20 protein-coding genes and 1 pseudogene are annotated in these 25,179 nt (G+C 63.8%); 4 read left to right on the top strand and 17 right to left on the bottom strand.

Annotated elements, in window-relative coordinates:
• Positions 1-68 precede the first annotated feature (68 nt).
• The 4 genes and pseudogenes from Q363_RS02240 to Q363_RS02225 form a co-directional block, all read right to left on the bottom strand.
• Entirely contained in the window at positions 69-911 is an 843-nt protein-coding gene (locus tag Q363_RS02240; protein ID WP_157466476.1) for a hypothetical protein, read from the bottom strand.
• Positions 912-1,002: 91 nt separating this feature from the next.
• Positions 1,003-3,699 (bottom strand): ATP-dependent chaperone ClpB, encoded by a 2,697-nt coding sequence (clpB, locus tag Q363_RS02235; RefSeq protein WP_035347460.1) that lies wholly within the window; start codon positions 3,697-3,699, stop codon positions 1,003-1,005.
• 102 nt (positions 3,700-3,801) lie between these two features.
• A pseudogene (locus tag Q363_RS46040) lies at positions 3,802-3,867 on the bottom strand (hypothetical protein); the annotation flags it as partial.
• A gap of 616 nt (positions 3,868-4,483) precedes the next feature.
• Positions 4,484-4,993 carry an Hsp20/alpha crystallin family protein gene (locus Q363_RS02225; protein WP_035347457.1) on the bottom strand — a complete coding sequence of 170 codons (510 nt, stop codon included), beginning with the start codon at positions 4,991-4,993 and terminating at the stop codon, positions 4,484-4,486.
• A gap of 858 nt (positions 4,994-5,851) precedes the next feature.
• Here Q363_RS02225 and Q363_RS41950 point away from each other — a divergent pair.
• Positions 5,852-6,820 carry a hypothetical protein gene (locus Q363_RS41950; protein WP_169746899.1) on the top strand — a complete coding sequence of 323 codons (969 nt, stop codon included), beginning with the start codon at positions 5,852-5,854 and terminating at the stop codon, positions 6,818-6,820.
• A gap of 62 nt (positions 6,821-6,882) precedes the next feature.
• Here the strand turns inward: Q363_RS41950 and Q363_RS45300 are convergent, their stop codons facing one another.
• The 4 genes from Q363_RS45300 to Q363_RS02200 all read right to left on the bottom strand — a co-directional run bounded on the left by Q363_RS45300 (position 6,883) and on the right by Q363_RS02200 (position 9,037).
• Complete coding sequence (locus Q363_RS45300) at positions 6,883-7,014, bottom strand: hypothetical protein (RefSeq protein ID WP_281175960.1); 132 nt, start codon at positions 7,012-7,014, stop codon at positions 6,883-6,885.
• 3 nt (positions 7,015-7,017) lie between these two features.
• On the bottom strand, positions 7,018-7,140 hold the full coding sequence (locus tag Q363_RS45295; protein ID WP_281175959.1) for a hypothetical protein: 123 nt from the start codon (positions 7,138-7,140) through the stop codon (positions 7,018-7,020).
• 721 nt (positions 7,141-7,861) lie between these two features.
• Positions 7,862-8,275 (bottom strand): hypothetical protein, encoded by a 414-nt coding sequence (locus Q363_RS02205; protein WP_035347448.1) that lies wholly within the window; start codon positions 8,273-8,275, stop codon positions 7,862-7,864.
• Between the two features lie 279 nt (positions 8,276-8,554).
• Complete coding sequence (locus tag Q363_RS02200; RefSeq protein ID WP_157466474.1) at positions 8,555-9,037, bottom strand: hypothetical protein; 483 nt, start codon at positions 9,035-9,037, stop codon at positions 8,555-8,557.
• Positions 9,038-9,219: 182 nt separating this feature from the next.
• Here Q363_RS02200 and Q363_RS35595 point away from each other — a divergent pair, with 182 nt between their 5' ends.
• Positions 9,220-10,356 carry a glycosyltransferase family 4 protein gene (locus Q363_RS35595; RefSeq protein ID WP_051978247.1) on the top strand — a complete coding sequence of 379 codons (1,137 nt, stop codon included), beginning with the start codon at positions 9,220-9,222 and terminating at the stop codon, positions 10,354-10,356.
• Positions 10,357-10,423: 67 nt separating this feature from the next.
• Here the strand turns inward: Q363_RS35595 and Q363_RS02190 are convergent, their stop codons facing one another.
• From Q363_RS02190 to Q363_RS02180, 3 genes are all read right to left on the bottom strand, one after another.
• The gene (locus tag Q363_RS02190; RefSeq protein WP_035347444.1) at positions 10,424-10,978 is read right to left on the bottom strand and encodes a PEP-CTERM sorting domain-containing protein; all 555 of its coding nucleotides are present in this window, start codon (positions 10,976-10,978) and stop codon (positions 10,424-10,426) included.
• A 42-nt stretch (positions 10,979-11,020) separates the two neighbouring features.
• Entirely contained in the window at positions 11,021-14,080 is a 3,060-nt protein-coding gene (locus tag Q363_RS02185; RefSeq protein ID WP_051978246.1) for a lamin tail domain-containing protein, read from the bottom strand.
• A gap of 485 nt (positions 14,081-14,565) precedes the next feature.
• Complete coding sequence (locus Q363_RS02180; RefSeq protein ID WP_051978245.1) at positions 14,566-15,861, bottom strand: class I SAM-dependent rRNA methyltransferase; 1,296 nt, start codon at positions 15,859-15,861, stop codon at positions 14,566-14,568.
• Between the two features lie 391 nt (positions 15,862-16,252).
• On the opposite strand from Q363_RS02180, the gene Q363_RS02175 reads away from it, so the two are divergent.
• Positions 16,253-16,645: a Rap1a/Tai family immunity protein gene (locus tag Q363_RS02175; protein ID WP_035347442.1), complete on the top strand. Its 393-nt coding sequence runs from the start codon at positions 16,253-16,255 to the stop codon at positions 16,643-16,645.
• A 393-nt stretch (positions 16,646-17,038) separates the two neighbouring features.
• Here Q363_RS02175 and Q363_RS02170 read toward each other — a convergent pair whose 3' ends face one another.
• Positions 17,039-18,910 (bottom strand): NHL repeat-containing protein, encoded by a 1,872-nt coding sequence (locus Q363_RS02170; RefSeq protein ID WP_035347440.1) that lies wholly within the window; start codon positions 18,908-18,910, stop codon positions 17,039-17,041.
• A 110-nt stretch (positions 18,911-19,020) separates the two neighbouring features.
• On the opposite strand from Q363_RS02170, the gene Q363_RS02165 reads away from it, so the two are divergent.
• Complete coding sequence (locus tag Q363_RS02165) at positions 19,021-20,202, top strand: BaiN/RdsA family NAD(P)/FAD-dependent oxidoreductase (RefSeq protein WP_157466473.1); 1,182 nt, start codon at positions 19,021-19,023, stop codon at positions 20,200-20,202.
• 168 nt (positions 20,203-20,370) lie between these two features.
• Here the strand turns inward: Q363_RS02165 and Q363_RS43640 are convergent, their stop codons facing one another.
• The 5 genes from Q363_RS43640 to Q363_RS43620 are packed head-to-tail and all read right to left on the bottom strand — an operon-like array spanning position 20,371 to position 25,062.
• Entirely contained in the window at positions 20,371-20,883 is a 513-nt protein-coding gene (locus Q363_RS43640) for a hypothetical protein (RefSeq protein ID WP_051978244.1), read from the bottom strand.
• Positions 20,844-22,325 carry a choice-of-anchor D domain-containing protein gene (locus tag Q363_RS43635; protein ID WP_245631983.1) on the bottom strand — a complete coding sequence of 494 codons (1,482 nt, stop codon included), beginning with the start codon at positions 22,323-22,325 and terminating at the stop codon, positions 20,844-20,846. The genes Q363_RS43640 and Q363_RS43635 overlap by 40 nt, the downstream gene beginning before the upstream one ends.
• Positions 22,268-22,480 carry a beta propeller repeat protein gene (locus Q363_RS43630; protein WP_051978242.1) on the bottom strand — a complete coding sequence of 71 codons (213 nt, stop codon included), beginning with the start codon at positions 22,478-22,480 and terminating at the stop codon, positions 22,268-22,270. Before Q363_RS43630 ends, Q363_RS43635 begins: the two co-directional genes overlap by 58 nt.
• A 10-nt stretch (positions 22,481-22,490) precedes the next feature.
• Positions 22,491-23,264 (bottom strand): hypothetical protein, encoded by a 774-nt coding sequence (locus Q363_RS43625; RefSeq protein WP_051978241.1) that lies wholly within the window; start codon positions 23,262-23,264, stop codon positions 22,491-22,493.
• A gap of 4 nt (positions 23,265-23,268) precedes the next feature.
• Complete coding sequence (locus Q363_RS43620) at positions 23,269-25,062, bottom strand: WD40/YVTN/BNR-like repeat-containing protein (RefSeq protein ID WP_245631982.1); 1,794 nt, start codon at positions 25,060-25,062, stop codon at positions 23,269-23,271.
• Positions 25,063-25,179: the final 117 nt, after the last annotated feature.

Below are 25,179 nucleotides of genomic sequence, written 5' to 3'. Positions count from 1 at the left end.
CCTTCACCACATCTCCGCCAAAACCCTCACCCACCGGCGTCACCTCCACCGCCTCCTCCCGGAAGGCCTCATCCGTCCAGCTCCACCCCGAGTGGAACGTCGCAAACACGTGCTCCCCCGGCGTCTTCCGCAGCTCGTCGTACGACACAATTGGCTGATTCGAAAAGCGCTTCGTGTGAATCGCCGTCAGGTAGTGCGTATCGTGATCGCGGCGCCTCATCTCCTCCTCCAGCGAGTACACTAGCACCAGCCGCGACCTCAGCTCCGCATCCGGTTTCATACTCACTGGCAAACTCCCACTGCCCGACATCCTGAAAATAAATTCTGCGATCGGCCACCGCGGCCTTCACCTGCTCGCTCAGTTTCAGCGCCTCCAGCTGCGCGCGTCCATCCGCGGCCGACTCCCTCACCCGCCCCGCATTCACCACCACAATCCCCACCAGCAGCGCAGCCAGCACGCTGTAGAACACGCCCGTCTTCCGCACCGGAACGCTCAGCGCCATTGCAATCAGCGTCGCCATCCCGACGATGGCTCCGACCGAGTGCCTCACCTCCAGCGCATGCGTCACCAGCCGCCCCAGCACAAACGCAAACGTCGGCATCATCGTCAGCAGCAGCAGCGCACCCTCCGCCGCTGGCACCTTCACCTGGCCCAGCCGCACCGCCCGGATGCAACCCCACATCACCAGCACCGCCGCCACAACCAGCACGCCCGCCACCACCCTCTGCACCGCATTCGGATACTTCGCATACTCCAGCAGCATCTGCCGATACGGCTGTATCAGCATGTGGGCTGAGATCTCCGCCGCATAGTAGTGCTTCTTGAACTCGCTCGACGCCTTCACATAAAGCAGCGACGCCGCAATCGTCGCCATCCCCACGCCGATCGCCGCCGCCATCCCCCAGTTCACGGCCCGATACTAACAAACGCGCCCAGAGCATCCCCGAGCATCCAAAAGAAAAAGGGCCGGCGAACCGGCCCTCTAACCATCTGCATTTCAACTACACCGCAACTCTCTCCGCCACGTTGAACGCGAGCGCGCCATCCTTTCCCGCCTCCACCACCACATGGTCGCCGTGCAGCACCTCGCCGTTCAGGATCTTCACCGCCAGCTTATCCTGCACCAGTCGCTGGATCGCCCTCTTCAGCGGCCTCGCGCCATACGCGCGATCGTACCCAGCCTTGAAGATCGTCTTCCGCGCCGCACCCGTCAGCTCCAGAGTTATGCGACGATCCGCCAGCAGCTTGTCCAGATCCTTTAGCCGCAGATCCACAATATGCGTCAGCTGCTCATCATTCAGCGGATGGAACACCACAATGTCGTCCACGCGGTTCAGAAACTCCGGACGAAACGTCTGCTTCAGAGCATCGATCACCCGCTCCCTCGCCTCTTCGAATCCATCCTCGCCCTGCGCCCACGCGCTCGTCAGCTTGTCCGCGCCCGTGTTCGACGTCATGATCAGCACCGTGTTCTTGAAGTCCACCGTGCGACCCTTCGAGTCCGTCAGCCTTCCATCATCCATCATCTGCAGCAGCACGTTGAACACATCCGGATGCGCCTTCTCGATCTCGTCAAACAAAATCACCGAGTAAGGCCGCCGCCGCACCGCCTCCGTCAGCTGCCCGCCCTCGTCATACCCCACATACCCCGGAGGCGCGCCGATCAGCCGAGACACAGCATGCTTCTCCATGTACTCGCTCATATCGATCCGCACCATCGCCTGCTCATCATCAAACAAAAACTCCGCCAGCGCCCGAGCCGTCTCCGTCTTACCAACGCCCGTAGGCCCCAGGAAGATGAACGACCCAATCGGCCGCTTCGGATCACTCAGACCAGCACGCGATCTGCGAATCGCATTCGCCACAGCAGCAAGCGCCTCGTCCTGCCCAACCACGCGCTCCCGCAGACGATCCTCCATCTCGACCAGCTTCTTCGTCTCGCCCTCCAGCATCTTCGACACCGGAATCCCCGTCCACTTCGAGACGATCGTCGCAATGTCCTCCTCGTCGACCTCCTCCTTCAGCATCCGCCGAGATTTGGGTGCCCCATGACCTGCCCTGAGCGCAGTCGAATGGGTCGATTCTGAGACATGGGTTTCTGCCTCAGCGGCATCCTCCGCCACCGCAGCATCCTGCAGCGCCGTCAACTCCTTCAGCTCCGCCTCCAGCTTCGGAATCTCGCCATACTGCAGCTCCGCCGCCCGCTGCAGATTGCCCTTCCGCGTCTCCTCCTGCATCTCGAAGCGCAGCCGATCCAGCTGCTCCTTCAGCTCCGCAATGCGCCCGATCGCGCCGCGCTCCTTCTGCCACCGAGCACGCAGCCCCGCCGCCTGCTCCTTGATCTCCGCAAGCTCCCGCTCCACAGCCTCCAGCCGCTCCTTGGAGTTCGGATCCTTCTCCCGCTGCAATGCGGCGCGCTCAATCTCGAGCGATGTAGCCCGCCGCTCCAGATCGTCAATCTCCACCGGCACCGACCCAATCTGAATCGCCAGCGCCGCCGCCGCCTCATCCACCAGATCGATCGCCTTGTCCGGCAAAAACCGATCCGAGATATACCGGTGCGACAACGTAGCCGCCGCCACAATCGCCGAGTCCTTGATCCGCACCTTGTGGTGCGCCTCGTACTTCTCCTTCAGCCCGCGCAGAATCGCAATCGTATCCTCCACGTTCGGCTCGCCCACATACACCACCTGAAAACGCCGCTCCAGCGCCGCGTCCTTCTCGATGTACTTGCGATACTCATTCAGCGTCGTCGCTCCAATCGCCCGCAGCTCGCCGCGAGCCAGCGCCGGCTTCAGCATGTTGCTCGCGTCCATCGCGCCTTCCGCTGCCCCAGCTCCAACCAGCGTATGTAACTCATCGATGAACAAAATAATCTCGCCGTTCGAGCTCTCGATCTCCTTCAGCAGCGCCTTCAGCCTCTCCTCAAACTCGCCGCGAAACTTTGCCCCGGCAACCATCGAAGCCAGGTCCAGCGCCACCACGCGCTTGTCCTTCAGGATCTCCGGAACATCGCCCTGCACAATCCTCCGCGCCAGACCCTCCACAATCGCCGTCTTACCCACGCCCGGCTCGCCAATCAGCACCGGATTATTCTTCGTCCTTCGCGAAAGAACCTGAATCACGCGACGAATCTCATCATCACGCCCGATCACCGGGTCCAGCTTGCCCTTCCGAGCCAGCTCCGTCAGGTCCTTCGCATACTTCTCGAGCGCCTGAAACTTGCCCTCAGGATTCTGATCCGTCACTCTCTGCGCCCCGCGAACCTCCGCCAGCGCCTTCAGAATCGACTCATGCGTCGCGCCAAACGACGTCAGCGCACTCGCCACCGCATCGCCCTTCGCCTTCGCCAACGCCAGCAGCAGATGCTCGGTCGAGACGTACTCATCCTTGAAGTTGTCCGCCTCTTTGAACGCCTGCTCCAGCACTTTTTGCGTCGCATTTGCAAGCCCAGGCTGCGCACCGCCCTGCACCTTCGGCAGCTTCTGAATCGCAGCATTCACCCCACTCAAAAGCTGCTGCACCGGCACCCCAATCTTCTCGAGCACCGGAATCACCAAACCCTCGCGGTCCTCCAGCAGCGCCGCCATCAAATGCAGCGGCAACACCTCCGGATTCCCATTCTCGGAGGCATACGAAACCGCACCCTGCACCGCCTCCTGAGACTTCACCGTCAACTTCTCCCACTTGATCGCCATTCAACTCCCCCTCACAAAACACACATGGAGACCCGTCTCCAAATCCTAATCCTCGACCCCGGCGTCGTCATACAACCCCGTCGTCATACAACCCCGGCGCCGTCATACAACCCTGGGGTCGTCATACACCCTGGCGTCGTCATACACCCTGGCGTCGTCATACACCTGGCGTCGTCATTCTGAGCCGAAGGCGAAGAACCCCCGCATTTCACACCGCCTGTACTGCCACCAAACCTCATCTCACACAACCACCTTCCACCAAACGTCATCTCGATCGGAGCGCGCAGCGCGTAGTGGAGAGGCCCCTGTATTTCGTACGTCAGTCTCGCCCTGCCCCTCTGAGGGTCGCCGCTCGCTGCGGGTACCCATTCATGCTGCTTCATCGCCAGGTGCCCGTTCATTCCGCGATCTCATCGCGGCATGAACGGGACATTCGAACGAACCTCGAACCGCATCTAGGTACGCGTCATGAGTGGAACATTCGAGCAAAACTCGAACCGCTTCTAGGTACGCCAAGCCTTCAGAGTGTGCTGAAAAACCCGTCCTGCTTAAGGGCACGGCTTCAGCCGTGCCGTAATTGCCCTGTCTGAATGCGGCTTAGCCGCTGAGGTCGCGTTTTCCCCCGCGAGCCACTTTTTCAGCACCCTCTTCAGGCTTGGCCCTCTCCAGCCCCCAACAAAGAGGGGCTTCAGCCCCTGGGGTATGTCTCTCAAACCCGCCAAAACAGAAAGAGCGGGAGACTGGTTCATCCCCCGCCCCGCACAACAGCGGTGCAAAAAACCCATTACGCCGCCTCGATCTGCTTCGGCCTCTGGCCCTCCGCCTTCGCACCCGTACCGATGCCGATCTTCACCTGCTTCGGCTTCGCCTCGGCCTTCTTGTTCAGCGTGATCGTCAGAACGCCCGAGTCATAGTTCGCCGAGATCGACTCCGGGTCCACCGTCTGCGGTAACGTAAAGCTGCGCACAAAGCTGCCGTAGCGGCGCTCGATCCGATGGAAGTTCTCCTCCTTCTCCTCGCTCTCAAACTTGCGCTCGCCTTTCACCGTCAGGGTGTTGTTCTCCACCCGGACGTCCAGATCCTCCTGCTTGATCCCCGGAACCTCGACCTTCATTACGACCTTGTGCGGGTCCTCGTACACATCCACCGCAGGAATGAAGTTCCCAGCCGAAAGCGACTCATCGCGCTGGCCCGACGGCCAGGAGAAGTCCTGAAAGATCGTGTTCAACCGGTTCTGCAGCAGCGCCATGTCGCTCAACGGGCTGCGGAACGGAGTAAATCGAGTGATAGCCATATCAACTTCCTCCAAGAATCAGGTATTTGTCGCCGGTCTATCCAACCGAGCTACTCATAAGACGCAGGAAGGTTATAAAAGGTTGCAGATAATCTGACAATAACTAACTAAGGTTTCTGCATCACGCCCGTCATTCTGAGCACAGCGAAGAATCGCAGTAGTTCCTCCGAGGCGCCAATCTCTGCCGGGTGCCGGGTGCCCCATTCATGACGCAGCCGGGTGCCCCACATCTCGATTCTGAGATGTGGGTTCATTCGCGCGAGGGCGCGAACCGCCTGGGTACGCCAGGCCTTCAGGCCTGGCTCTCTCCAAGCTCCAACATCAGGGGCTTCAGAAGGCGCTGGAAAACCCTGTTTTGCTTAGGGGCACGGCTTCAGCCGCGCCGTAACTGCCCTATTATGAGTGCTGCTTTAGCCGCTGAGGTCACGCTTTTCGCTCGCGAGGCACTATTTCAGCACCCTCTCTTCAGCCCTTGGGTATGCCTTCGCTTTGCCAAGCCCCCAAAATCTCGAAACTCCCCATAAATCGTTCCCCATCAAATAAATACATCCACCCACCAGGTTGCCGATTAATTCCCTCCCGCCTGCTATCCTTAAAAAATCATCTGGAAGAACAACGAACATCCTGAAGAATCAAGACCTTGCAGGACGCTCTCCCACCAAATCAATACTTTGCGCCAGAAGTACCCACCTAAGGTTTCTGGATCGAAGACTTTGCGCAATTTACAGGGGAGGGGAAGGCTAACCCGTTTGAGGGATTCCGCCACCCCGCCCCGCCGCGGTAGGCTCATCTCTCCGGCACGTAAATCAAGCCAGAACAGGAGATAGCGAGACCCCGCCCGAGCCGCCGCCCTCGGATGTGCGGACCCCGTCCAGCCCACCCGAACCTCCACCCCCACCTCCACAACCCCGGTCACCACTCCCGCCCCCAACACCACCACCGGAACCCTCACCACCGCCGCCTCCGACGGATCGACCTACGGCGGACGCCAGCCCATCGCCGGCTCCCACGTCTAACTCTTCGCCGCCAACACCACCGCCTGGGGAGACCCCAGCATCCCCCTCCTCCGCGCCTCCGCCCCCCGGAGTCCAAATCGACGCCAACGGAACCTACGTCACCACCTCCAGCTCCGGAACCTTCAACCTCACCGGACACTACCAGTGCACCCCCGGCCAGCAGGTCTATATCTACGCCTCCGGCGGCAACCCCGGCATCCCTGCCGCCACCAACGCCGCCATCGGGATGCTCGCCGTCCTCGGAGCCTGCCCCTCCGACGGAACCTTCGCCGGCCACCTCTCCAGCTTCATCATCAATGAAGTCACCACCGTCGCCGCCGCCTACTCCCTCGCCGGCTTCATGACCGACCCCACGCACGTCAGCTCCGGCCCCTCCGCCAACGCCCGGCAGGGCCTCGCCAACGCCTTCTCGACCGTCACCAACCTCGTCGATCTCACCACCGGAACCGCGCTCCCCGGCAACGAGGACGGCAACGGCTTCTCCGCGCAGGCCAAGCTCAACGCCCTCGCCAACCTGCTCGCTCCCTGCGTCAACTCGAGCAGTCTCGGCTTCGCCTGCCAAACCCTCTTCTCCAACACCCGAACCTCCCCCACCGCGCCGCCCCCAGCCAACACCGTCGCCGCGCTCCTCGCAATCGCGCAGCACCCCGTACAGAACGTCATCCAGCTCTTCGGCCTCACCGCCGCCGCCCCGCCCTACCAGCCCACCCTCTCCTCCGTCCCCAACGACTGGACCCTCGCCATCACCTTCTTCTCCGACAACATGCCCGGCCCCTACTATCCCGCCTTCGACTCGCAGGGCAACCTCTAGGTCCCCGGCTACGCCAGCAACAACCTCACCAGATTTTCCCCCACCGGCAGGGTCACCGAAGCCTACGGTGGCCCCAACCAGCCCTTCGCCGTCGCAATCGACGCCAGCGACGATCCTTGGGTCGTCAACTTCGCCCCCAGCGGAGCCTCCACCGTCTCCGTCTTCCGCAACGACGGAACCCCCATCACCTCCACGCCCTACCCCTGCGCCGCCACCTGCTTCTTCCCAGCCTTCGACTCCAACGGCAACCTCTGGATCTCCAGCGCCAGCCGCACTACCGTCCTCGCCTCCAACGGCTCGAAGGCCGCCGCCTTCGCCACCGACGCCTACACCTCCGGCCTCGCGCTCGACTCCTCCAACCGCGCCTGGACCCTCGGCCACAGCCGCGCCCTCTACCGACTCACACTGCCCGCGGCGACCACGCAGCTCTCTCAGCCTCTTACCACCGCCGCCGGCAACGACCTCACCCCCGTCGCCATCGACTCCGGGAACAACATCTGGTTCGCCAGCAGCCGCTCCAGCGTCCTCGGCAAGCTCGACCCCAACGGCGCGCTCCTCTCCCCCTCCACCGGCTTCACCGGAGGCGGCCTCAGCGGCCCCGCCGGGATCGCCATCGACGGCGCCAACCGCGTCTGGGTCGCCAATCGCGACGGCAACTCTCTCTCCGCCTTCGCGAGCGACGAACCCCGCTCTCCCCCTCCACCGGCTACCGCGCCGATAACGTCAGCGGCCCTCGCGGAATCGCCATTGACGCCTCCGGCAACGTCTGGGTCGCCAACTTCACCTACAACTCCGTCACCGAGTTCGTCGGAGCCGCCACCCCCGCCGCCACGCCCATCAACCCCACCAACCACGGCCAGCGCCCCTGAGCCTCAGTAGCTCCCTGAGCCCGAGCTCACGTAAGGTCCAAAGCTCCCCACTACCCTTCCTGACTCATCCGCGTTCGTCGTCAGGAAGACACGAAAATCTCTCGCCGACCTCCTTCACTCGCACCACCACATGGCCGTTCGAACTCTTGAAGTTGATGGCAAAGGGATTGCTCTAAGGACGCCGCGTGTCGTTCTGCGCAAAACCCTTCTCAAGCTCGCGCCGTATCTCGGGAGTGTCTTCCTGCACACCGCATCGTTCAAACCTGACTGGCGAGTCCTTGGTTACGTATTGATCCCTTGAGTCATTTCCGATGGCAAACACGATGTATCGTCTTCCGGGAACCAGGTGTTCGTCTTCGCTGGACGACGAAGCATAGTAATTAAGGGTACTTACGATCGCGCCAGGCAGCCAGGGAGCGGACTCCTTGAGTGAACTGACAACCCGTACCTTTGCCACCTCGCGATGGAACTCGCCATAGTCCTCGTGAACCTTCACGATCTTTGTCGAAAGTACCTCGACGGCCAGAACATAGCGAGTGTCCCGCGCCTGCGCCCACGCAGGAATGTCGCAGGGTTTTTCCGGCAAAGGGCTTTGCTTCAGTTCGTCTTCTTTGTAGAGATGCCACTCTTTGGCCGCAGGCAGTAGATCTTCAAGCTCTGCACATGGGTTGAACCGGGTAAAGCAGGAAAAGTCATACGAGGTCAGACGCTCGATCTCGGCCGGTGGAGTATGAGTGGAATATATGAGTGGAATAGTAGACAGACCCTATCTGGCAGTTGGGCTTGCAGCCCCCAGGCCTCCCCACTTTGTAGTACGGGTGTTGGGCGAGTTCCTCCTCGGAGCCCATAAAAACCCTCCAATTCTCTAGTGTCCGATGAAGTCTCTGGTAACTTCCAGCACCAACAGAGAGACTCCTGTCGAAATCGTTTTCCCTTCGCATCCTTCTGCTAGGGACACTGATGCCGATCGAAGCGCTTTCCCTCCAGATGGTCCCGTCGTGAACCGTGAAGGAGGCTCTAACCGCTGAGTCGCGTCCGCCGAACCACTGATAGAGATTGAATCGGTCGTGCATGAGAAGCCAATCAAGCCAGGCATGGCGTGGAACCCGGGGTTGTAACGGGCGATGCTGTCCATCTCGATCTCGTACTTGCAGCTTTCAGCAGTGCAGCTTCCATCGTAGTGGCCCCACGCACCCCAGCGGTGCATCAGCCGCTGCGCATCGGCCCATGTGCTCTGGTAGAGGCGAATCTGGTGCATATCCGCCAACAGCCGCTCAGCGCGCCAACGCAGCATTCGCTGTTGTATCTGCACCGCGAGAAACGTGAGGAGCACCAGAGACAGGACCACCCCACCTGCAAAGAGGACAAAGCGTACAGCCCACTTTCGAAACATCATCTTGAGTTAGACACCAAGGACAGTGAGTGTGCTCCCGGCTTGACCCAATAGTGCGTTAGGCATTCCTACAGAAGCTCAACGATTTCGGCGAGTCCTCGCGATTTGTCTGTCGACCCCCGTGCTAGCCTGACCCCATGCGTGAGGTCACTGTCTTCGTCGGCGGATCCGTCGGCTCCGACCCCTACTCTCCCGGAACATGGTCAGGCTCATCGGCGTTTCTGCTCAACGCCATGAAGAACGCGGACCTGCTCGACAAGGCCGTCGGTATCCGCCTGCCCAAGCTCCAAAACTACGCTCTGCTCGCGAAAAACTTCACCCGCAACCGCGCCGTCTGGCGCAAGCACTTCTACTTCGACCGCGCCTACCGCAAGGCCCTGACCAACGCGGCAAAGGCCGTCCCCGCAACCAGTCCCGTGCTCCTGCAGATCGACCACATGTTCTCACTGCCCACCGCCTTCCCCGGCCGCAGGTGCGTCTCCTACCTCGACGGCAATCTCGCCGAGCTCGTCGCCAGCGGCTTCGGAACCGAAGGCGTCTCGCGCCGCCGCATCGACCAGGCGCTCGAATGCGAGATCGACGTTGCGCAGAAGATGACCGCCATCTTCACCTTCAGCGAGTACCTCCGCCACTCCTTCATCCGCAACTACAGCATCGCCCCTGAGCGCGTCCACAACATCGGCGGCGGCATCAACCTCACCGATCTCCCCGAGCCCGCGCACAACAAGGACTACCGCGGCAGCCGCATCCTCTTCATCGGCTCCGAGTTCACACGCAAGGGCGGCCCGCAGCTCCTCCAGGCCTTCCGCATCGTCCGCCAGTCCATCCCCTCCGCCGAGCTGCACATCGTCGGCCCCGCCCAGAACAGCAGTCAGCTGAGCGACCTCCCCCCCGGAGCCTTCGCCCACGGCCATCTCACGAAGAACGACCCGGCGCAGCGCCTCCGCCTCGAGTCGCTCTTCCGCGACGCCACCCTCTTCGCCCTGCCCTCGCTCTACGAGCCCTTCGGCATCGAGCCGCTCGAGGCCATGCTCTACCAGCTCCCCGCCGTCGTCACCAACGCCTGGGCGCTCCGCGAGTTCGTCACCCCCGGCGTCAACGGCGACCTCGTCGAGAAGGGCTCCGTCGAAGACCTCGCGACCAAACTCACCCAGCTGCTCTCCAGCCCCGACCGCCTCGCCGCGATGGGCCAGCGAGGACGCGAACTCGTCCTCTCCCGCTACACCTGGCCGTCGGTCGTCGACCGCATGGCCGAGGTCATCCGCAAGTTATAAGATTCTCCCTCCAAAAACAGAACGGGGACCCCGAAGGGTCCCCGTCCGAATTACATCTTCGAAGTGACTAAGCGGCTATGCCGGATGCCATCGTGCGGCGGCGGCTGTAGACCACACCCGCCAACGCACCCGCACCCGTGACCAGCAGCACCCACGTCCCCGGCTCCGGAACAGGGCTCGAGCCCGGAACGCTGACGATGAACTCCTGCGTGGCGAACGTCTCAAGCCCGGCCTCGTCGAACAGATCTAGCGCAACGAAGTTGCCGCCGTAGACACCGGGGGCGATAACCCCGGGCAGCGTCAGAGTAAACAGCGTGCCCGTAAAGCTCTCACCCGGATTCAGCGCCAGGGGGAAGTTGTTGAAGAAGGAGCTGTCGTCGATATTGAGAACAGTGAACGGGCTGGTGCCCGGGATGGTGAAGGTATCGCTGATCAGCGACACCGCTCCGCTATTGCTCGCCAACACCGAAACCGTAGCCTCAAACGTCAGCGTCGATCCCCCCGAACCCGTCTGCACCGGGCTGGTCAGGGCAAAGTTGATGGTATCTGCGTGGGCCGCCACCGGCAGCGCAACCACCGCTGCCAGCAGAAGAGTAAAGAGAGAAAGGGCCGATTTCTTCATTGTTTCCTCGTTTCCAGGTAAATAGTCGTTTTCACAAAATTTCTATTTGCCGCTCGGAATCACTGTGCGGATGTTGCTGCTGAACGTGCCGCCTGTGTAGGTGCCCGTAATCCGTTCCACCGCTGCAGAACCGAGAGCCCCCGCCGACGCCGGGAAGACAACCACAACCGAAGCCGATGCTCCCGGTTGAATATCTCCCAACGCCGCAGGCAGCGGCGAACCGCTGGTGCTGCCGATAATTGCTCCCGTAATAGTTACATTCTGCGCCGTGCCCGTGCCGTTGTTCTTCACCGTCACCGTCGCCTGATAGCCGCCAGCGACCCCAGTCAAGGCCGACGACAGCGCCAGCTGCACCGTTCCTGTAACCGGAGGAACCGTGAAGTACGCCACCGCGGGATCGTGATCGCTGATCCGCGTCGGACTCGTCGCATCGTTCAGGTTCACCAGCGGCCAGTCCGAGTCGATGTGCGCGTACACCAGCCGCGTGTTCCTCGGAAGCAGGTCCTGCGTCACGATCACGTGATCCAGAACCTGCGCGTTGCCGACTTCCACGTAGCTCTGGCGCTGATCCGCCGGAAGCAGCGTCACCAGATCGACCAGCGGAGGATTCGCAAGCCCCGCCACCGGAGGCGTCACCACCTGCGATGCCGGAACCGGAGTGCCCTTCGTCACCCCAAGGACATCGACAAAGCCATCCGAGAACTCGAAGCCGTTGTAGTCGCCCACCGTCACCACGTGCTCGCCCGCCGCCTGATAACCCTGGATCAGGTTCGCCAGGTACTCGGCCTGCGCCTCGCGCTTCAGCCGCACCGTCGCGCCCGTGCTCGTCGGATCATCCACGTTGATCAGCGACCGCTGATGCACCGAGATCACCGTCACCGGATAGTCCGGAGCCGTGCCCCCGCGCTTGATCCCAGCATGCAGCACCAGCGGCGTGCGGTCGTTCAGAGTCGCCTGGTTGCCCACCGAGTTCGTGAACGTCGTCGTCAGCCCAAGCTGCTCCACCTTCACCGTGTTCACGCGCGTCGACTTCACCAGGAAGCCCGTGTTGATCGCCGTGCCGTCGTTTGCCAGGAAGAGATACGGCACATACAGCGGATCCGCCTGTCCCGCCACCACCGCATCCGCGCTGATCTTATTCGCCAGATCCGTCAGCACCGCCAGGTTCTCGATCTCCTGCGTACCGATGATGTCCGGCATGTTCAGCACATTGCGGATCGCCAGCGAAGCCTTCGTCAGCCTGCGCTGATACGCCGCCGTCGTCACCGTCACCGCCGAGCTGCCCGGATTATCCTGGTCCGACTTGTCGTTGTAGAACCGCTCCATGTTGAAGCTGGCGATCGTGAACTCATTGCCCGCCTCCATCGGAGCCGCCTGCACCGTCATCCCGCCCGTCACCGTCGGATGGTTCGCAGCGTCCAGGATGATCTCCGGGCCGCCGAACGAGAAGTCCATCACGCCCGCAAGCCCCGTCACCGTCGTGTTGCTCGTCAGGTTGATCGGCGTGCCGCTAAACGTCTTCGAGTCGATCTGCAGCAGCTCGGGGTTCGAGTCCCACACCGTAACGCCCGCCGGAATCTGCCCGAACGTCGTATCCGTCACCGCAACGCCGGGCTCGCGGAACGGCCGCGCCACTCCCGTCACCACGCCGTAGAAGCGCCCATTCGATGTGTTGATCTCTGCAGCCTCGCTCAGCGAAGCATCCGTTCCGCTCGTCGTCGTCAGCGAATCGATCGCCACACGCGTGCCCTCAAGCCGCGAGAACTGGAAGATGCCGCCCGAGGGCGAGTCCATCGCCGTCGTAATCGTCACCGGCGCCGGCAGCGCATTGCCCGTCGACAGCAGCGTATACGTCAGCGGCCCGTCCAGCTCCGTCCCCGGAGTAAGCCCGGTCGCCGGGAACGTGCCCACCGTACCCGTCACCTGCACCTCGTTGCCCAGGGCGATAAACGAAGGCTTCGCCGTCGAGCTCGTGAACACCAGAATGCCTTGCGGAGTCGCCGGGTTCGTCGTCGCGTCCTTCGCCTCGATATAGAAGCCGTTCGACTTCACCCCGATCACGATGCCGCTCGTGGTCACTACCTTGCCCACGAACGCCGAAGGCTTCGTCGCCTGGATCGCCTGGATCGTCTCCGTTGGAGGAGGCACCACCACCGCCAGCGAGATCGTCGTCGCCGCCGTCCTCGCCTGCGAGTCCATCGCCACCGCCGGCAGCGAGAACGCGCCACTCGTCGAAGGCGTCACCATGGTCGAATAAATGTTGTCGCCAGCCGTCACGTCGCCGTTGTTTCCGTCATCCACCAGCGGCTGCGTCGAAGACCCGCCGATCGCGCTCAGGTCCGCCATCACCGTAACGCCCGTGCTCGAAGGATTCGTCCCCGGCGTCACCGTCACCGTCAGCAGCGTCGAGTTGCCCAGGTTTACCGTCGCAGGCGTCGCCAGACCTGCCGCTGTCAGCGGCCCCGGACCAATCTGGTTGCACGCCTGAAGCTGGCTCGTGGTGTTGCGCGGATTCGGCGCGCCCGTCGAAAAATCCGTCGAGTTGTTGTTGTTGTCGATGCAGAGATTCGTGCGCAGCGCCGCCGTCGTGTTCGACAGCGTCGCCGTCGGAGCAGTCTCCGAGCAGTTCGCCGCACCGAATCCCACAAAATCCACCACGCCCGTCGTCGGGCACGCGCCGCTCAGCGCCGTCGTCGCACTCACCAGCGCCACCTTGCCCGCCGTCGCGCTCATCGCAATCGTGCCCGTCGCATCCGGCGTCGGCAGCGGAGTCGTGCCGGCCGAACCCTGCGACTCCTGAACCAGCAGAAACTGACCCGGCGCAAGCGTAATGCCGGGAAGATTCGTCACCTGCCACGAAGTCCCCGCCGAGCTCGCATACTGCACGCTGTACCCGGCAACGCTCAACGGTGTCGGCGTCGGATTGAACAGCTCAATGAAGTCGTTCGTCAGCGTCGCGCCCGAGTTGCCGCCGCCGCCATACACTTGCGAGATCACAACATGATTTGAGGTCTGCGCCACCGCAGGCGCAGAAAACAGGGCAAGGGCCGCAACCGCAGACACAAAGGCCGAGAGCGTACGACGAAAGTTGTAAAGGGACATGGGAGCGATACTACCGGAGTTCGGAGAAATCTCACGGTAAAAAATCTGCTAATTCATTGAAATGCGATATGTTGCACCAAAGCGCACCTTCATTTCCCACATGCAAACGACGTGCCAATTTCACTCGTGCGTTAACAAACAAGTCATTCCGAGCGGAGCAGGACGCACGCACCCCACCGAAACGTCATTCCGACCCGAGCAGGATAGCTTCACCGTCCTGCGCAGTGGAGAAACCCCTGTATTCCGACGAGCACCACCCACCCCAAACATCCAAAGCAGCCGAAGCCGGGTGCCGGGTGCCCCACATCTCGACTCTGAGATGTGGGTTCATTCGAGCGAAGCTCGAACCCGCCTTGCTTAAGGGCACGGCTTCAGAGCCTGCCCTGAGTGCCGTAAACGTTCCTGTCAGGAATGCGGCTTCAGCCGCTGAGGTACCGCTTTCTCTTCGCGAGCCCCTCCAGCACCGGCCCAAGCCCATTGTCCTTCTACCCCACTCGGCAAACCAGACACTTCAGATAACTCGTCTCCGGCAGCGTAAGCACCTCCGGATGATCCGGAGCCGCGCCCCTTACCTCCAGCACCTGCACCCTTCGCCGAGCATCCGCCGCAGCCGACCCCACAACCCCCGTAAACTCCTCCCGCCCCACATGGTGCGAGCACGAGCAGGTCACCAGCGTGCCGCCCGGATTCAGCATCTTCATCGCCCGCAGATTCATCTCCTTATACCCGCGCAGCGCCCCCTCCACCGCGCGCTTCGACTTCGCAAACGCCGGCGGGTCCAGCACGATCGTGTCGAACCTCTGCCCCGTCGCCTCATACTCGCGCAGCAGCTCAAACGCGTCCGCCTCGATCCAGTCCACGTCCGCCCGCAGCCCCCCATTCGCGATCTGATTCAGCTCCAGATTCCGATCCGCCACCTCTAGCGCCGCCCGGCTCACATCCACACCCGTCGCCCGCTCACACGTCTGCGCCAGATGCAGCGCAAACCCGCCCTGGTACGTGCAAACATCCAGAGCCACACCCCGAGCATGCCTGGCCGCCGCAGCATAGTTCAGCCGCTGATCCAGAAACGCCCCCGTCTTCTGCCCCGACCCCGCGTCGAAGTGAAACCGCACTCCATTGATGGTGAACACAGTCGTCACCGCCGACGCCTCCCCCCGCCGCACATACAAAGGCTCCGCCGAAGGAGCCGCCAGCTCCTCCAGCTCCCGGATCTTCGGATCCGGCCGCTCCAGAATCGTCCTCACCCCATCGCCCAACCTCGCGCCGATCACCCCCGCCAGTACCGCGCGCAGATCATCCTGCGCGGTCCCCTGCGCCAACAACTGCACGATCACAAGATCGTTGTACCGGTCCGCAATAATCCCCGGAAGCCCATCCGCCTCCGCAAAGACCAGCCGGCACGAATCATTCTCCTTCGACCACGGAGCCAGCTCCTCCCGCAACGCCAGCGCCGCGCGCAGCCGCTCGGCCACCTCGGCCAGATAAGCCTCACGCCCCAGCCGAGCCTCACTCCCCACCATCCGCACTACAATCTGCGACGCCGAACTATACAGCCCCGACCCCAGCGGAATCCCCCGCCAATCCACCACCGTCACCAGCGCCCCGGCGGCGATCTCCGTCTCCCCCTCGCCCGGCACCAGCTCCTCCGCATCCGACCGGTACACCCAGAGATGCCCCGCCCGCAGCCGCTCCGCCGCCCGCCGCGCAATCACCACCGCCGGCCCATGCGCCTGCCCCGCACTCACCCGCGGAGTTCGTTCTCTCTGTTCTCGCGCCATCTCTCCATGTTACGGGCATTCCTCCCCGAACCGTCATTCTGAGCCGAAGGCGAAGAACCCCCGCATTTCTCCTGGAGCACCACTACCCCTCTGAGAGCCGCCATTCGAGCGAACCTCGAACCGCCGGGTGCCCCACATCTCGATTCTGAGATGTGGGTTCATTCGAGCGAAGCTCGAACCGATCTTCGCCAATGCCACCACTCATGAAGTGTCATCCTGAGCGAAGCGCGTAGCGCGCAGTCGAAGGATCTGCGGTTCGCCGGGTGCAGGTGCCCCATTCATGACGCGGCCTTATCGCGGCATGAGTGGGTTCATTCGAGCAAAGCTCGAACCGTCTAGCTTAAGGGCACGGCTTCAGCCGCTGAGGTACGTCTTCCTGTGCTTGGTTTAGTTGGGGCGCGATTTTGATATCGTCGAAACCATGCTTGCTCCGATTCTCTTGGTATCCTCTGGCTCGTTTCAGCAGTTCGGCCAACTTGATATGTCTAAAGGCGCGGCTCTTTACCACGCGTGTCAGACCGCCATTCGAGTCCACGAGCATCCTGCTGCTGCAGCAACGACTGACGACCACTACTTTGCCGGAACCTGCGATATATACTTCGGTGGTTTCGTAGATGCAGCGCTTATGTCGCACTCGATATGCGCTACTGGAGTGAGCATCGGAACCATGATCAAAACCTACGTTGCCTACATGGGCAACAACACCAAATTTCTCGATCAACACAAAGCCATTGGTGTCCTTGCCGCCTTACGCGACGCCTATCCGTGCGCTGCTAAGAAGTGAGCGAACTGTCGCCGAAACGCCCATTCATGACGCAGCCTCATCGCGGCATGAGTGCGTCCCTGCGGAGCGGAAGCTCGAACCGCCTCTAGGTACGCCAAGCCTTCAGGCTTGGCTCTCTCTCTGGCCATCCTGAAAAGGGGCTTCAGCCCCTGGGGTGCCGTGTCAACCCCCTCTCTCCAGCCAACGACTCACAAAATGCACAAAACAAACAGCTTACACTAAAAAGTAATTCCAAAAAATGCGCCGATCAATTACCTCCAGTTCCCTACAATATAAGTAGTGGCAAAAAAGAAAGCCCCGGGAGATTCTCCGGGGCTTGCATGTTGCGAGGAAGTACCAGGCTAAAGTATCTGTTTCTAAAACTTTGCACAAAAAGTACGGGGGGGGGGACCCTCAGGGCCGCTGGTTCAGAGCATTGTTCTGGATTGCCACCGAAGCCGGCGTCACCACCGGAGCCGCCGCGCCCACAATCTCCGTGATCATCCCGGTCCCGGCCGTCGAGGTCCCCAGGTTCGCGACCCAGACGTTGCCCGACTTGTCGATCGCCACGCGCACCGGGTTTGCCATCGCCGCGCTCCCGTAGCCGCTGCCGCCCGACTGCGCCCTGCCAGTCGACAGAAACTCCGACACGCTGCTCGTGCCCGAGTTCACCAGCCACACGCTGCCCAGTCCGTCCACCGCCAGGTCGATCGGCGAGCTCAGCCCCGCACCGAAGTAAGGGCTGCCAAACACCGCCGTGCCGTTGCTGGTCAACCGGCTCAAACTGTGGCCCGTGCGGTTCGCCACCCACGCGCCGCCCGTCGAGTCCACCGCAACCGCAAACGGATCCGTAATCCCCGCCCCACTGTACGGCGAGCCGGGAATCTGCGCCCCGTTGTTGTCGAGCACGATCACCGTGTTGCTGTTGCTGTCCGCAATCCACGCGTTGCCCGAGGTGTCCAGCGCCAGGGCCGTCGCCGCCGACGAATCGCCCAGGCTGAACCCCGCGCCCGGCGAAAGCGCCGCGCCGTTCGCGCTCAGCTTGCTCGCCGTCGGCCCGTTGTTCAGCGTCCACAGGTTGCCGTAGCCGTCGAACGCCATCGGCCCCGGCCCCTGCACTCCGCCGCCCGTAAACGGATTGCCCACCCGCGTGCCCGAGCTGCTCAGCTCCGAGACGTTCGAGTAGAGTGTGCTCGTCACCCACGGCTCGTCATACGGATCGAGCGCCATGCGGTTGTACGTCACCCCCTGCTGCGGGAACGTCGCCAGCAGACCGCCCGTGTTCAGAATGCTCACCGTGCTCGAGTTGGCATCGCCGCTCCCCATGCTCAGCACCCACGCGTTGCCCTGCGAATCGATCGCCAGGTCGCTCGGCAGCGTGAACGCCGGCGAGACGTAGTTGATCGCAAGCGTCCAGTCCGGCGGTGCAATCGTCAGCAGCGGCTGATAGGTTCCCGTCGGCGAAAACGCGCTGAACAGCGTCCCGACGTTGTGTCCCGGATTGCGCGCGATATCCAACGCCGCCGTAATCGTGTTCGTCGGAGTGCTTCCTCCCGAAGGAGTCGCCGCCGTAAACAGCCGCCCGCAGCCCGCCGACGCCGCCGTGCTGCCGTTCGAGTTCACGCACGACGCAAGGATCGCCCCCAGCGTCCCGATCTCCGCCGATGGAACTGTAGCGATGTTCGCCGCCACCCCCGGAGTCTTCCCCGTGTGGATGTCCACCAGCGCCTGCGCCGTCGTGAACGCATTCGCCAGCCCCTGCGCGTTCGCCGGGCTGGTGCCGATGTGCGCGTAGTCCGTCATGAACGGCGCCAGCGCCCACACCGCCGCCACCGTCGTCAGCTCATTAATCACAAAGGAGCTCGAGGCCGTCATGTCGCCGCAGTTGCCCAGCAGCCCCATCAGCGCCAGCGCCGAGTTATTCGTCCCCGCCGGCAGCCCCGGATTGCCACCCGTAATCACCAGATAAACCGGCGTCGACGCCGAAGGACACGTATACGCGCCGGTAAAGTTGAAGTGCCCGTTCGCATCCGAGGTCACAGTCCGGTTGAAGAGCGTAGCCGCTGTCGCCGCATACCCGCTCGTGCTCGGCGTGTAGAGTTGGATGTTCGCCCCCGAGACCGGCTGGCCCCCGCCCATGATCACCCCGTTGAACTCCTGGCCGCTCAAAGCCGACGGCGACGAGATCTTCCCCATCCCGCAGCCGGTCGTTCCCAGAACACAGACTGCCGCTGCGGCCGCAAGCACCGCAGACCGCAGACCTTGATGTTGATCTCGCAAAAACATAGACATAGCTCTCCTCACACTGCTGCAACCACGATTTGAAGTTGCTTCCGTTTCGGCAACAATGACCCTAAAGTTGCAACACGGTTGATATCCTCAGGACTGAGGATTGCGTGCACACCGCTGACGTCGTAGTTCTGGGAGCAGGCGCCGCCGGGCTGATGTGCGCCATCGAGGCGGGCCGCCGCGGCCGACGCGCCGTCGTCCTCGACCACGCCGACCGCATCGGCAAAAAGATCCTCATCTCCGGCGGAGGCCGCTGCAACTTCACCAACGTGAATGCGCGCGCCGAGAACTTCCTCTCCGCGAACCCCCACTTCGCCAAATCAGCCCTCGCCCGCTTCACCCCCGCCGACATCATCGCCCTGGTCGAAAAGCACGGCATCCCCTACCACGAGAAGACCCTCGGCCAGCTCTTCTGCGACCACTCCGCCCAGCAGATCGTCACCATGCTCGAGCGCGAGTGCCGCGACGCCGGCGTCCGCATCCTCTCCGCCACCACCATCCACTCCGTCACGAACTCCGGCGCCGCCGCTCGCTTCCTCGTCGAGACCACCGCTGGCACGTTCCGCACCAACTCCGTCGTCGTCGCCACCGGCGGCCTCTCCATCCCCAAGATGGGCGCGACCGATCTCGGCTACCGCATCGCCAGCCAGTTCGGCCTCAACATCATCCCCTGCCGCCCCGCCTTGGTCCCCCTCCTCTTCAATAATGAAGATAGCCAACGCTGGTGCGACCTCACCGGCGTCTCGACCGAAGTGATCGCGGCAACCGACGGGAAGCACCCCACACGCTTCCGCGAGAAGATGCTCATCACGCACCGCGGCCTCAGCGGCCCAGCGATCCTGCAGGCCTCCTCCTACTGGCAGCCTGGAGGCACCGTCGAGCTCGACCTCGCACCAGGCTCCGAGATCATCGCCCCGCTGCTCGCCCGCAATGCGAGACGCGATCCAGCGTCTGCGCTCAACGCCCTACGCGCCGCCCTGCCCACACGCATGGCCGAGCGCTGGCTCGCGCTCACGCCGCCCGCCGACTGGACCAACGCCTCGCTCACCCGCTTCGAGTGCGACCTGCACGCCTGGCACATCCCCCCCGCCGGCACCGAAGGCTACGCCAAGGCCGAGGTCACTGCCGGAGGCGTCGACACCGGCGAGCTGGACGCGAAGACCATGGAGAGCCGCCGGGTGCCCGGCCTCCACTTCATCGGCGAGGTCGTCGACGTGACCGGCTGGCTCGGCGGCTACAACTTCCAGTGGGCCTGGGCCTCAGGAGCCAGCGCCGGCCGCGCCGTCTAACGTTCGCTGTCTCGCCCATAAGTTGTCAGCCCGACCGGCCCATGAGTTGTCATCCTAACCAGGCCCATGAAATTGTCATCCTAACCAGGCCCATGAAATTGTCATCCCGACCGGAGCGCGCAGCGCGTAGCGGAGGGACCTGCTTCTCAACCACGAACGCCAACCGCACTACTGCACTACCAGCGTCAGATTCACCGTCCGTGTAAGCCCCGCGGCTGTCGCAGTCACAACGATGTTGTAGCTCCCCGCAGGCGTCGGCGTACCCGAACCTCCCGAGCCCGGGCTGCCGGAGGAGGGAATCAGCCGCCCCGAGCCGCATCCGCCTGCAACCAGCAGCACACAAAGCACCGCAACTGCCGCCATCCGCCTGCGCCGCACAGTAATCAGCCCGAAGGGCGCCAGCAGCGCGGCCCACATGATTCGCCCGTGCCACGGCGCCAAAGAAGCCGAGCCCGCAACCCCGGTCAGCACCGTCACCGAGACCGTCGTCGAGTTACCGTCCACCGCCACGCTCGACGGCGCAACCTTGCATGTCGAATTTGCCGGAGCCCCCGTGCACGCCAAGCTCACCGTAGTTCCCGCAACCGCAGGCCCGGAGCGCAGCAGCAGAGGAAAGACCGCGCTCTGGCCGCTCGTCACCGTCACCGCCGACGGTCCGTTGGGGGCCAGCGAATAGTCCACCCCGACCCGCTCAGCGACAGCGCCTGCGGAGAGTTGTTCGCGTTGTCCGCAATCGTCAGCGCGCCCGAGCGCGAACCCCCAACCACGGGACGGAAGGCGATCTGCATCGTGCAGGCATCGCTGATCGCGAGTCTGTCGCCGCACGTGCTGCTGCCCGGAACTACCGCGAAGTCGCCGCTCACCGCTACCGTCGCGATCGCCAGAGGAAGGCCGCCGTTGTTCGTCAGGGTCACGGTCTGCGTGGCCGAGCTCAGCCCCACGCCCGTCGCCGGAAAGCTCAACCCAAACAGCGGCGACAGCGATACGCCCGGCGGCGCCACCCCCGTCCCGCTCAGCGCGACGCTCTGCGAGCGGAACTCGTCCGCAACCGTCAACACGCCCGGCGGCGGTCCCACACTCTTCGGCTGAAAGACCACGCTGATCCCGCAGCTCGCATGCGCAGCCAGCGAGTTGCCGCAAGAGTTCACCGCCACAAAATCGCCGCTCGCAATCTGCGCCGAGATCAGCGTCAGCGCAACGTCGCCCGCATTGGTCAGGGTCACCTGCTGGGCCGCGCTCGACGTACCAAGCTGCTGCGCCGCAAAGCTGAGGCTCGCGGGCGCAAGCGTATCCGTCGCCGGAAGCACCGCAGTGCTGTTCAGCTGAGCCGTCAGCGTATCGGCGCCGGCCGCGATCGTGAAGCTTCCCGTACGCGTGCCCGAAGCCGTTGGCGCAAAGACGATCGCAACAGTGCAGCCGGTGTTCGCCGCAAGCGTCGCGCCGCAGGTGTTGGCCGAGATCCTGAAGTCTCCCGTCACCGCAGCGGCACCAAGGCTCAGCGACGCGCCGCCCGTGTTCGAGACCGTAATGTTCTGCGCGGCGCTCGTCGCGTTCACCGCCGTCGACGGAAAGCTGAGCACCACTGGCGTCAGCACCACCGCGCCCGCAGCCGTCGCCGTGCCGCTCAACGCAACCGTCCCCTGCCCGCCCGCAACGTTGCCGGAGATGGTCATCGTCGCGCTGCGGTTCCCCGTCGCGACCGGAGCGAAGGTCACCTGCACCATGCAGCTCTGGCCCACGGCAATCGGCGCGCCGACGCAGTTGTCGGTCTCCGCAAACTCGCTCTCGGGCCCGAGCGGCGTCGATGCCTGGCTGATCGCAATCTGGCTGATCGTGAGCGCAGCACTCCCTGTATTTGTAACCGTCACCGGCTGCGGCGCGCTCGCCGTCGCCACCGCCTGGCTCGCAAATGTAAGCACCGAAGGAGACAGCGAGATCGCAGGCTGCGCCGGTGTCGCAGCCGTCAGCAGCGGAATCTGCCACACGCCGCGCCCGTACGTCGCTGCGCGCAGCTCGCCCGCGCGCCCGTCGCCGGTAGGCAGCGCCGAACCCACAACCAGCTGCGTCACCGGAGCGTTCGGAAGCCCGTGCCGTACACGCTCCAGCAGTTCGCCGTCTCGCATGTCGTCACCTGCGTCGTCACGTAGACGCCCGTATCCATCGCGACATACACCGTGTTCGCATCGTTCGGATCGATCACGACGCTGTTCGCCGGTGCCGGCGGAAGGTTCCGCGTGATGTTCGTCCAGTGCGCTCCCGCATCCACCGAGCGATACACATGCGCGCTGTTAAATCCCCATCACCGTCACGTACACGGTGCGGCCCGTCCCATCGTGCGGGTCCACCGCAATCGACGAAAGATCGTAGCCGTTCGGATTGAACGTGCTCGTCAGGCCGTTCGTCGTCACCGGCGAGGCAGTCATATCGCTCCACGCGCTCGCGCTCGTCACCGTGCCCGCGGCCTGCGTGACGAACAGGTGACCGCCCGCGCTGCCGCCGCCGTCCAGCGCCCCCGCCATCCCCGCGTAGATCACCTGCGCACCGGCGTTCTGCGCGCTGGTCGCATTTGAAGCAGGTCCGCCCGCCGCCAGCGAGCGAATTACGGGATTCGTCGTCGCGCACGCCGGACTCTGCGATCCTCCAAGCATCTGGCTGATCGCGTTCGCCCCGGACCACAGCGCTCCGCTCGCGCCCGGCCCGCGCCACATACGGCACGTCCCCACCATCACATTCGAAGACCGCGCAGGATCGAGCAGCCACGGCGTGTCGATCAGCGAGAGATCGCGCGAGGTCTCGGCAGGCCCGATCGTCGGCGCACCGGCAAAGTCGGCGGCCGTGCACGCGCCACCGTTCGCGCAGCGACGTATGCTCACCCCCGCCGCCGTCGTGATGTACCACAGCGCCGGATTCGCTGGATCGATCGCCACGCCGCCGCCCTCACCCGCCGAAAGCTGCGGCCACGCTGCGGTCGCGCTCGTGGCCGTCGTTGTCGCAGCGGTCCCGTTCGCTCCCATCCCCACCACCAGCGTCGCCGCATCGCTGGGATGCTGCGCGATACTCACTACCTCAGCCAGCGAGCCCAGGCAGGCCGCCGTTCAAATTGTCGAAGTGCGCAGCGTTGTCGGCCGAGCATGGCGTCGCCTGCTGGTTCACGCCGTCGCTCGAGCGCCACACACCGCCGTCGTTGCCCACGAAGAGAAGTGGCTGCCCCGTCGTGGCCAGCGCCGCCAGAGCATGCTGCGCGGGAGCCACCTTCGCCGGAGCGCCGCAACCGTTCAAAGCATTGGTCGTGTTGCGCAGCGTCGCGCAGCCGCCCGAGAGCGCGCACCGATAGAGATCCACCGTCCCCGCAAACACCAGCGTGTCGCCCCAGGAGGCGACCGCCGCTAGCGCAAGGTTGTAGTCGCCCTGCGCAATCGTCGTGCTTCCCGCGCCCACCTCGAGCGACGTTCCACCAAGCCGCTGCGCAAACTGAACGCCGCCCGCGCAGCCGCTGCCTGTGTTCGCGCACGCATCGCGCCACAGCCCCTGATCCCTGTTGCTGCTATCGACGGTCAAGGCAAACATGTCACCGCTCGCCGGCTCCACCGCGAGCGCCCCGCGAGAGATCGGGCAGCCGCTGTTGCCGACGGTGTCCGTGTTCGCCGGGCACGCGCTCGTCGTCAGCCCCGTTCCCGGCTGCTGCGCCAGCCGCGTCCACGTGATGCCGTCGGCCGACTCGTAGTAGCCGTGAAACCGTAGCGCCGCGTGGAAGCGCTTGCGCACGGGATTCCACACCACCGCCGTCGCCGCGTTGCCGCCCTGACCGCCCGACAGCAGCGGACGCTGCACGATCTGCGCGCCGTCCATCACCGTGCTCATCTGCCACGTCACGCCCGCGTCAGTCGAGTAGTACAGCCCCATCACGCTCGCCTGCGTATCCGCCGCTCCCACCACCGCGCCCTCGGCCGAGTGCGAGACAGCCGCCACCACCGTTCCTGGCGACGCCGTGCTCCATGCAAAGCCTGCAAAGCTCAGCCCCGTAAAACGATGATTGCCGTTCGCGCCGTCCTGCGAGTTGCGGATCAGCGTCCACGTCAGCCCTCCATCGGCCGACCGCAGCAGCCCCTCGCCGTAGAAGGAGTCGGTCGCATCGTTCGGGTCGCCCGTGCCCGCCAGCACCACGCTGCCCTCGACGCTTACGGCGCCGATGCTCAGCGACGGGATCGCCGCCGTGCCCGCATTCGCGCTGAAGACTGGCAGCGTATCGGTCAGCGGCGCAAAGCTCACCGCCGCCGCCGGACCCGCCGCGTTGGTCGACTTCCACACGCCCCCACCCGTCGTTCCCAGGTACACCGTGTTGCCGCTCGCGTCCGTCGAGTCGATCGCGATCGCGGTCACGCGCCCCGTCACCTTGCCGTAGGCCGCGCTCAGCACCTGCGCCGGGCCCAACGGCTGCCACGCCGTATCGAGACTCGTAAGCCGGGGCGACAAAGCCTGCGGCGAGAAGACACCGCGAGCCTGCGCGATGCGTTGCCCGATACCCTGAGCAACCGTCTGCTGCGAGGCAAGCGCCGCATGCTGCCCCCACGCCGCCTCCATCGCCTGCGCGCCGCCCCCACTGCCGTCTGCCGAGCGGCCCGCAAGAAACCGCCGCGCCCGAAGCTCAGGCGAAGCCGAAGCACCGCTCGCCGAAGCGTCCGTCGACTCAGCAGGAAGCGCCGGCCGAACCTGCGCCTTCGCGACCATCAGCGACGCCGGCCACAACAGGAAGCCGAGCACCAATGTGCCCGCAAGCCCGCGAACGCCGTACCACCGCTGATCGAGTTGTAAGGATTCCCCTGGCCCCATAGGCGCGCCGACTGCTCTACTTGCAGACACCTGCTCTCGATGCTGCAAGCAGGTGGGCGCGAAGTCAATGCCGCAGAAGGGGAGAACCCCGAGAAATAATCAGATCAGGATGAGAGTTTTCTTATAGTTTGAGGGCTCTCCGCAGCA

The sequence above is a fragment of the Edaphobacter aggregans DSM 19364 genome (genome assembly GCF_000745965.1).
Classification (GTDB): domain Bacteria; phylum Acidobacteriota; class Terriglobia; order Terriglobales; family Acidobacteriaceae; genus Edaphobacter; species Edaphobacter aggregans.
The sequence above is the reverse complement of the archived record's forward strand: the minus strand, read 5'-3'. Positions and strand labels throughout refer to the sequence as shown.

What these genes read in the sequence shown, in the direction of transcription:
- Q363_RS02185 (WP_051978246.1), bottom strand. Translation starts at nt 14,080, where the DNA reads ATGTCCCTTTACAACTTTCGTCGTACGCTCTCGGCCTTTGTGTCTGCG.
- Q363_RS43635 (WP_245631983.1), bottom strand. Translation starts at nt 22,325, where the DNA reads ATGCGAGACGGCGAACTGCTGGAGCGTGTACGGCACGGGCTTCCGAAC.
- Q363_RS02225 (WP_035347457.1), bottom strand. Translation starts at nt 4,993, where the DNA reads ATGGCTATCACTCGATTTACTCCGTTCCGCAGCCCGTTGAGCGACATG.
- clpB (WP_035347460.1), bottom strand. Translation starts at nt 3,699, where the DNA reads ATGGCGATCAAGTGGGAGAAGTTGACGGTGAAGTCTCAGGAGGCGGTG.
- Q363_RS35595 (WP_051978247.1), top strand. Translation starts at nt 9,220, where the DNA reads ATGCGTGAGGTCACTGTCTTCGTCGGCGGATCCGTCGGCTCCGACCCC.
- Q363_RS02180 (WP_051978245.1), bottom strand. Translation starts at nt 15,861, where the DNA reads ATGGCGCGAGAACAGAGAGAACGAACTCCGCGGGTGAGTGCGGGGCAG.
- Q363_RS02170 (WP_035347440.1), bottom strand. Translation starts at nt 18,910, where the DNA reads ATGTTTTTGCGAGATCAACATCAAGGTCTGCGGTCTGCGGTGCTTGCG.
- Q363_RS02190 (WP_035347444.1), bottom strand. Translation starts at nt 10,978, where the DNA reads ATGAAGAAATCGGCCCTTTCTCTCTTTACTCTTCTGCTGGCAGCGGTG.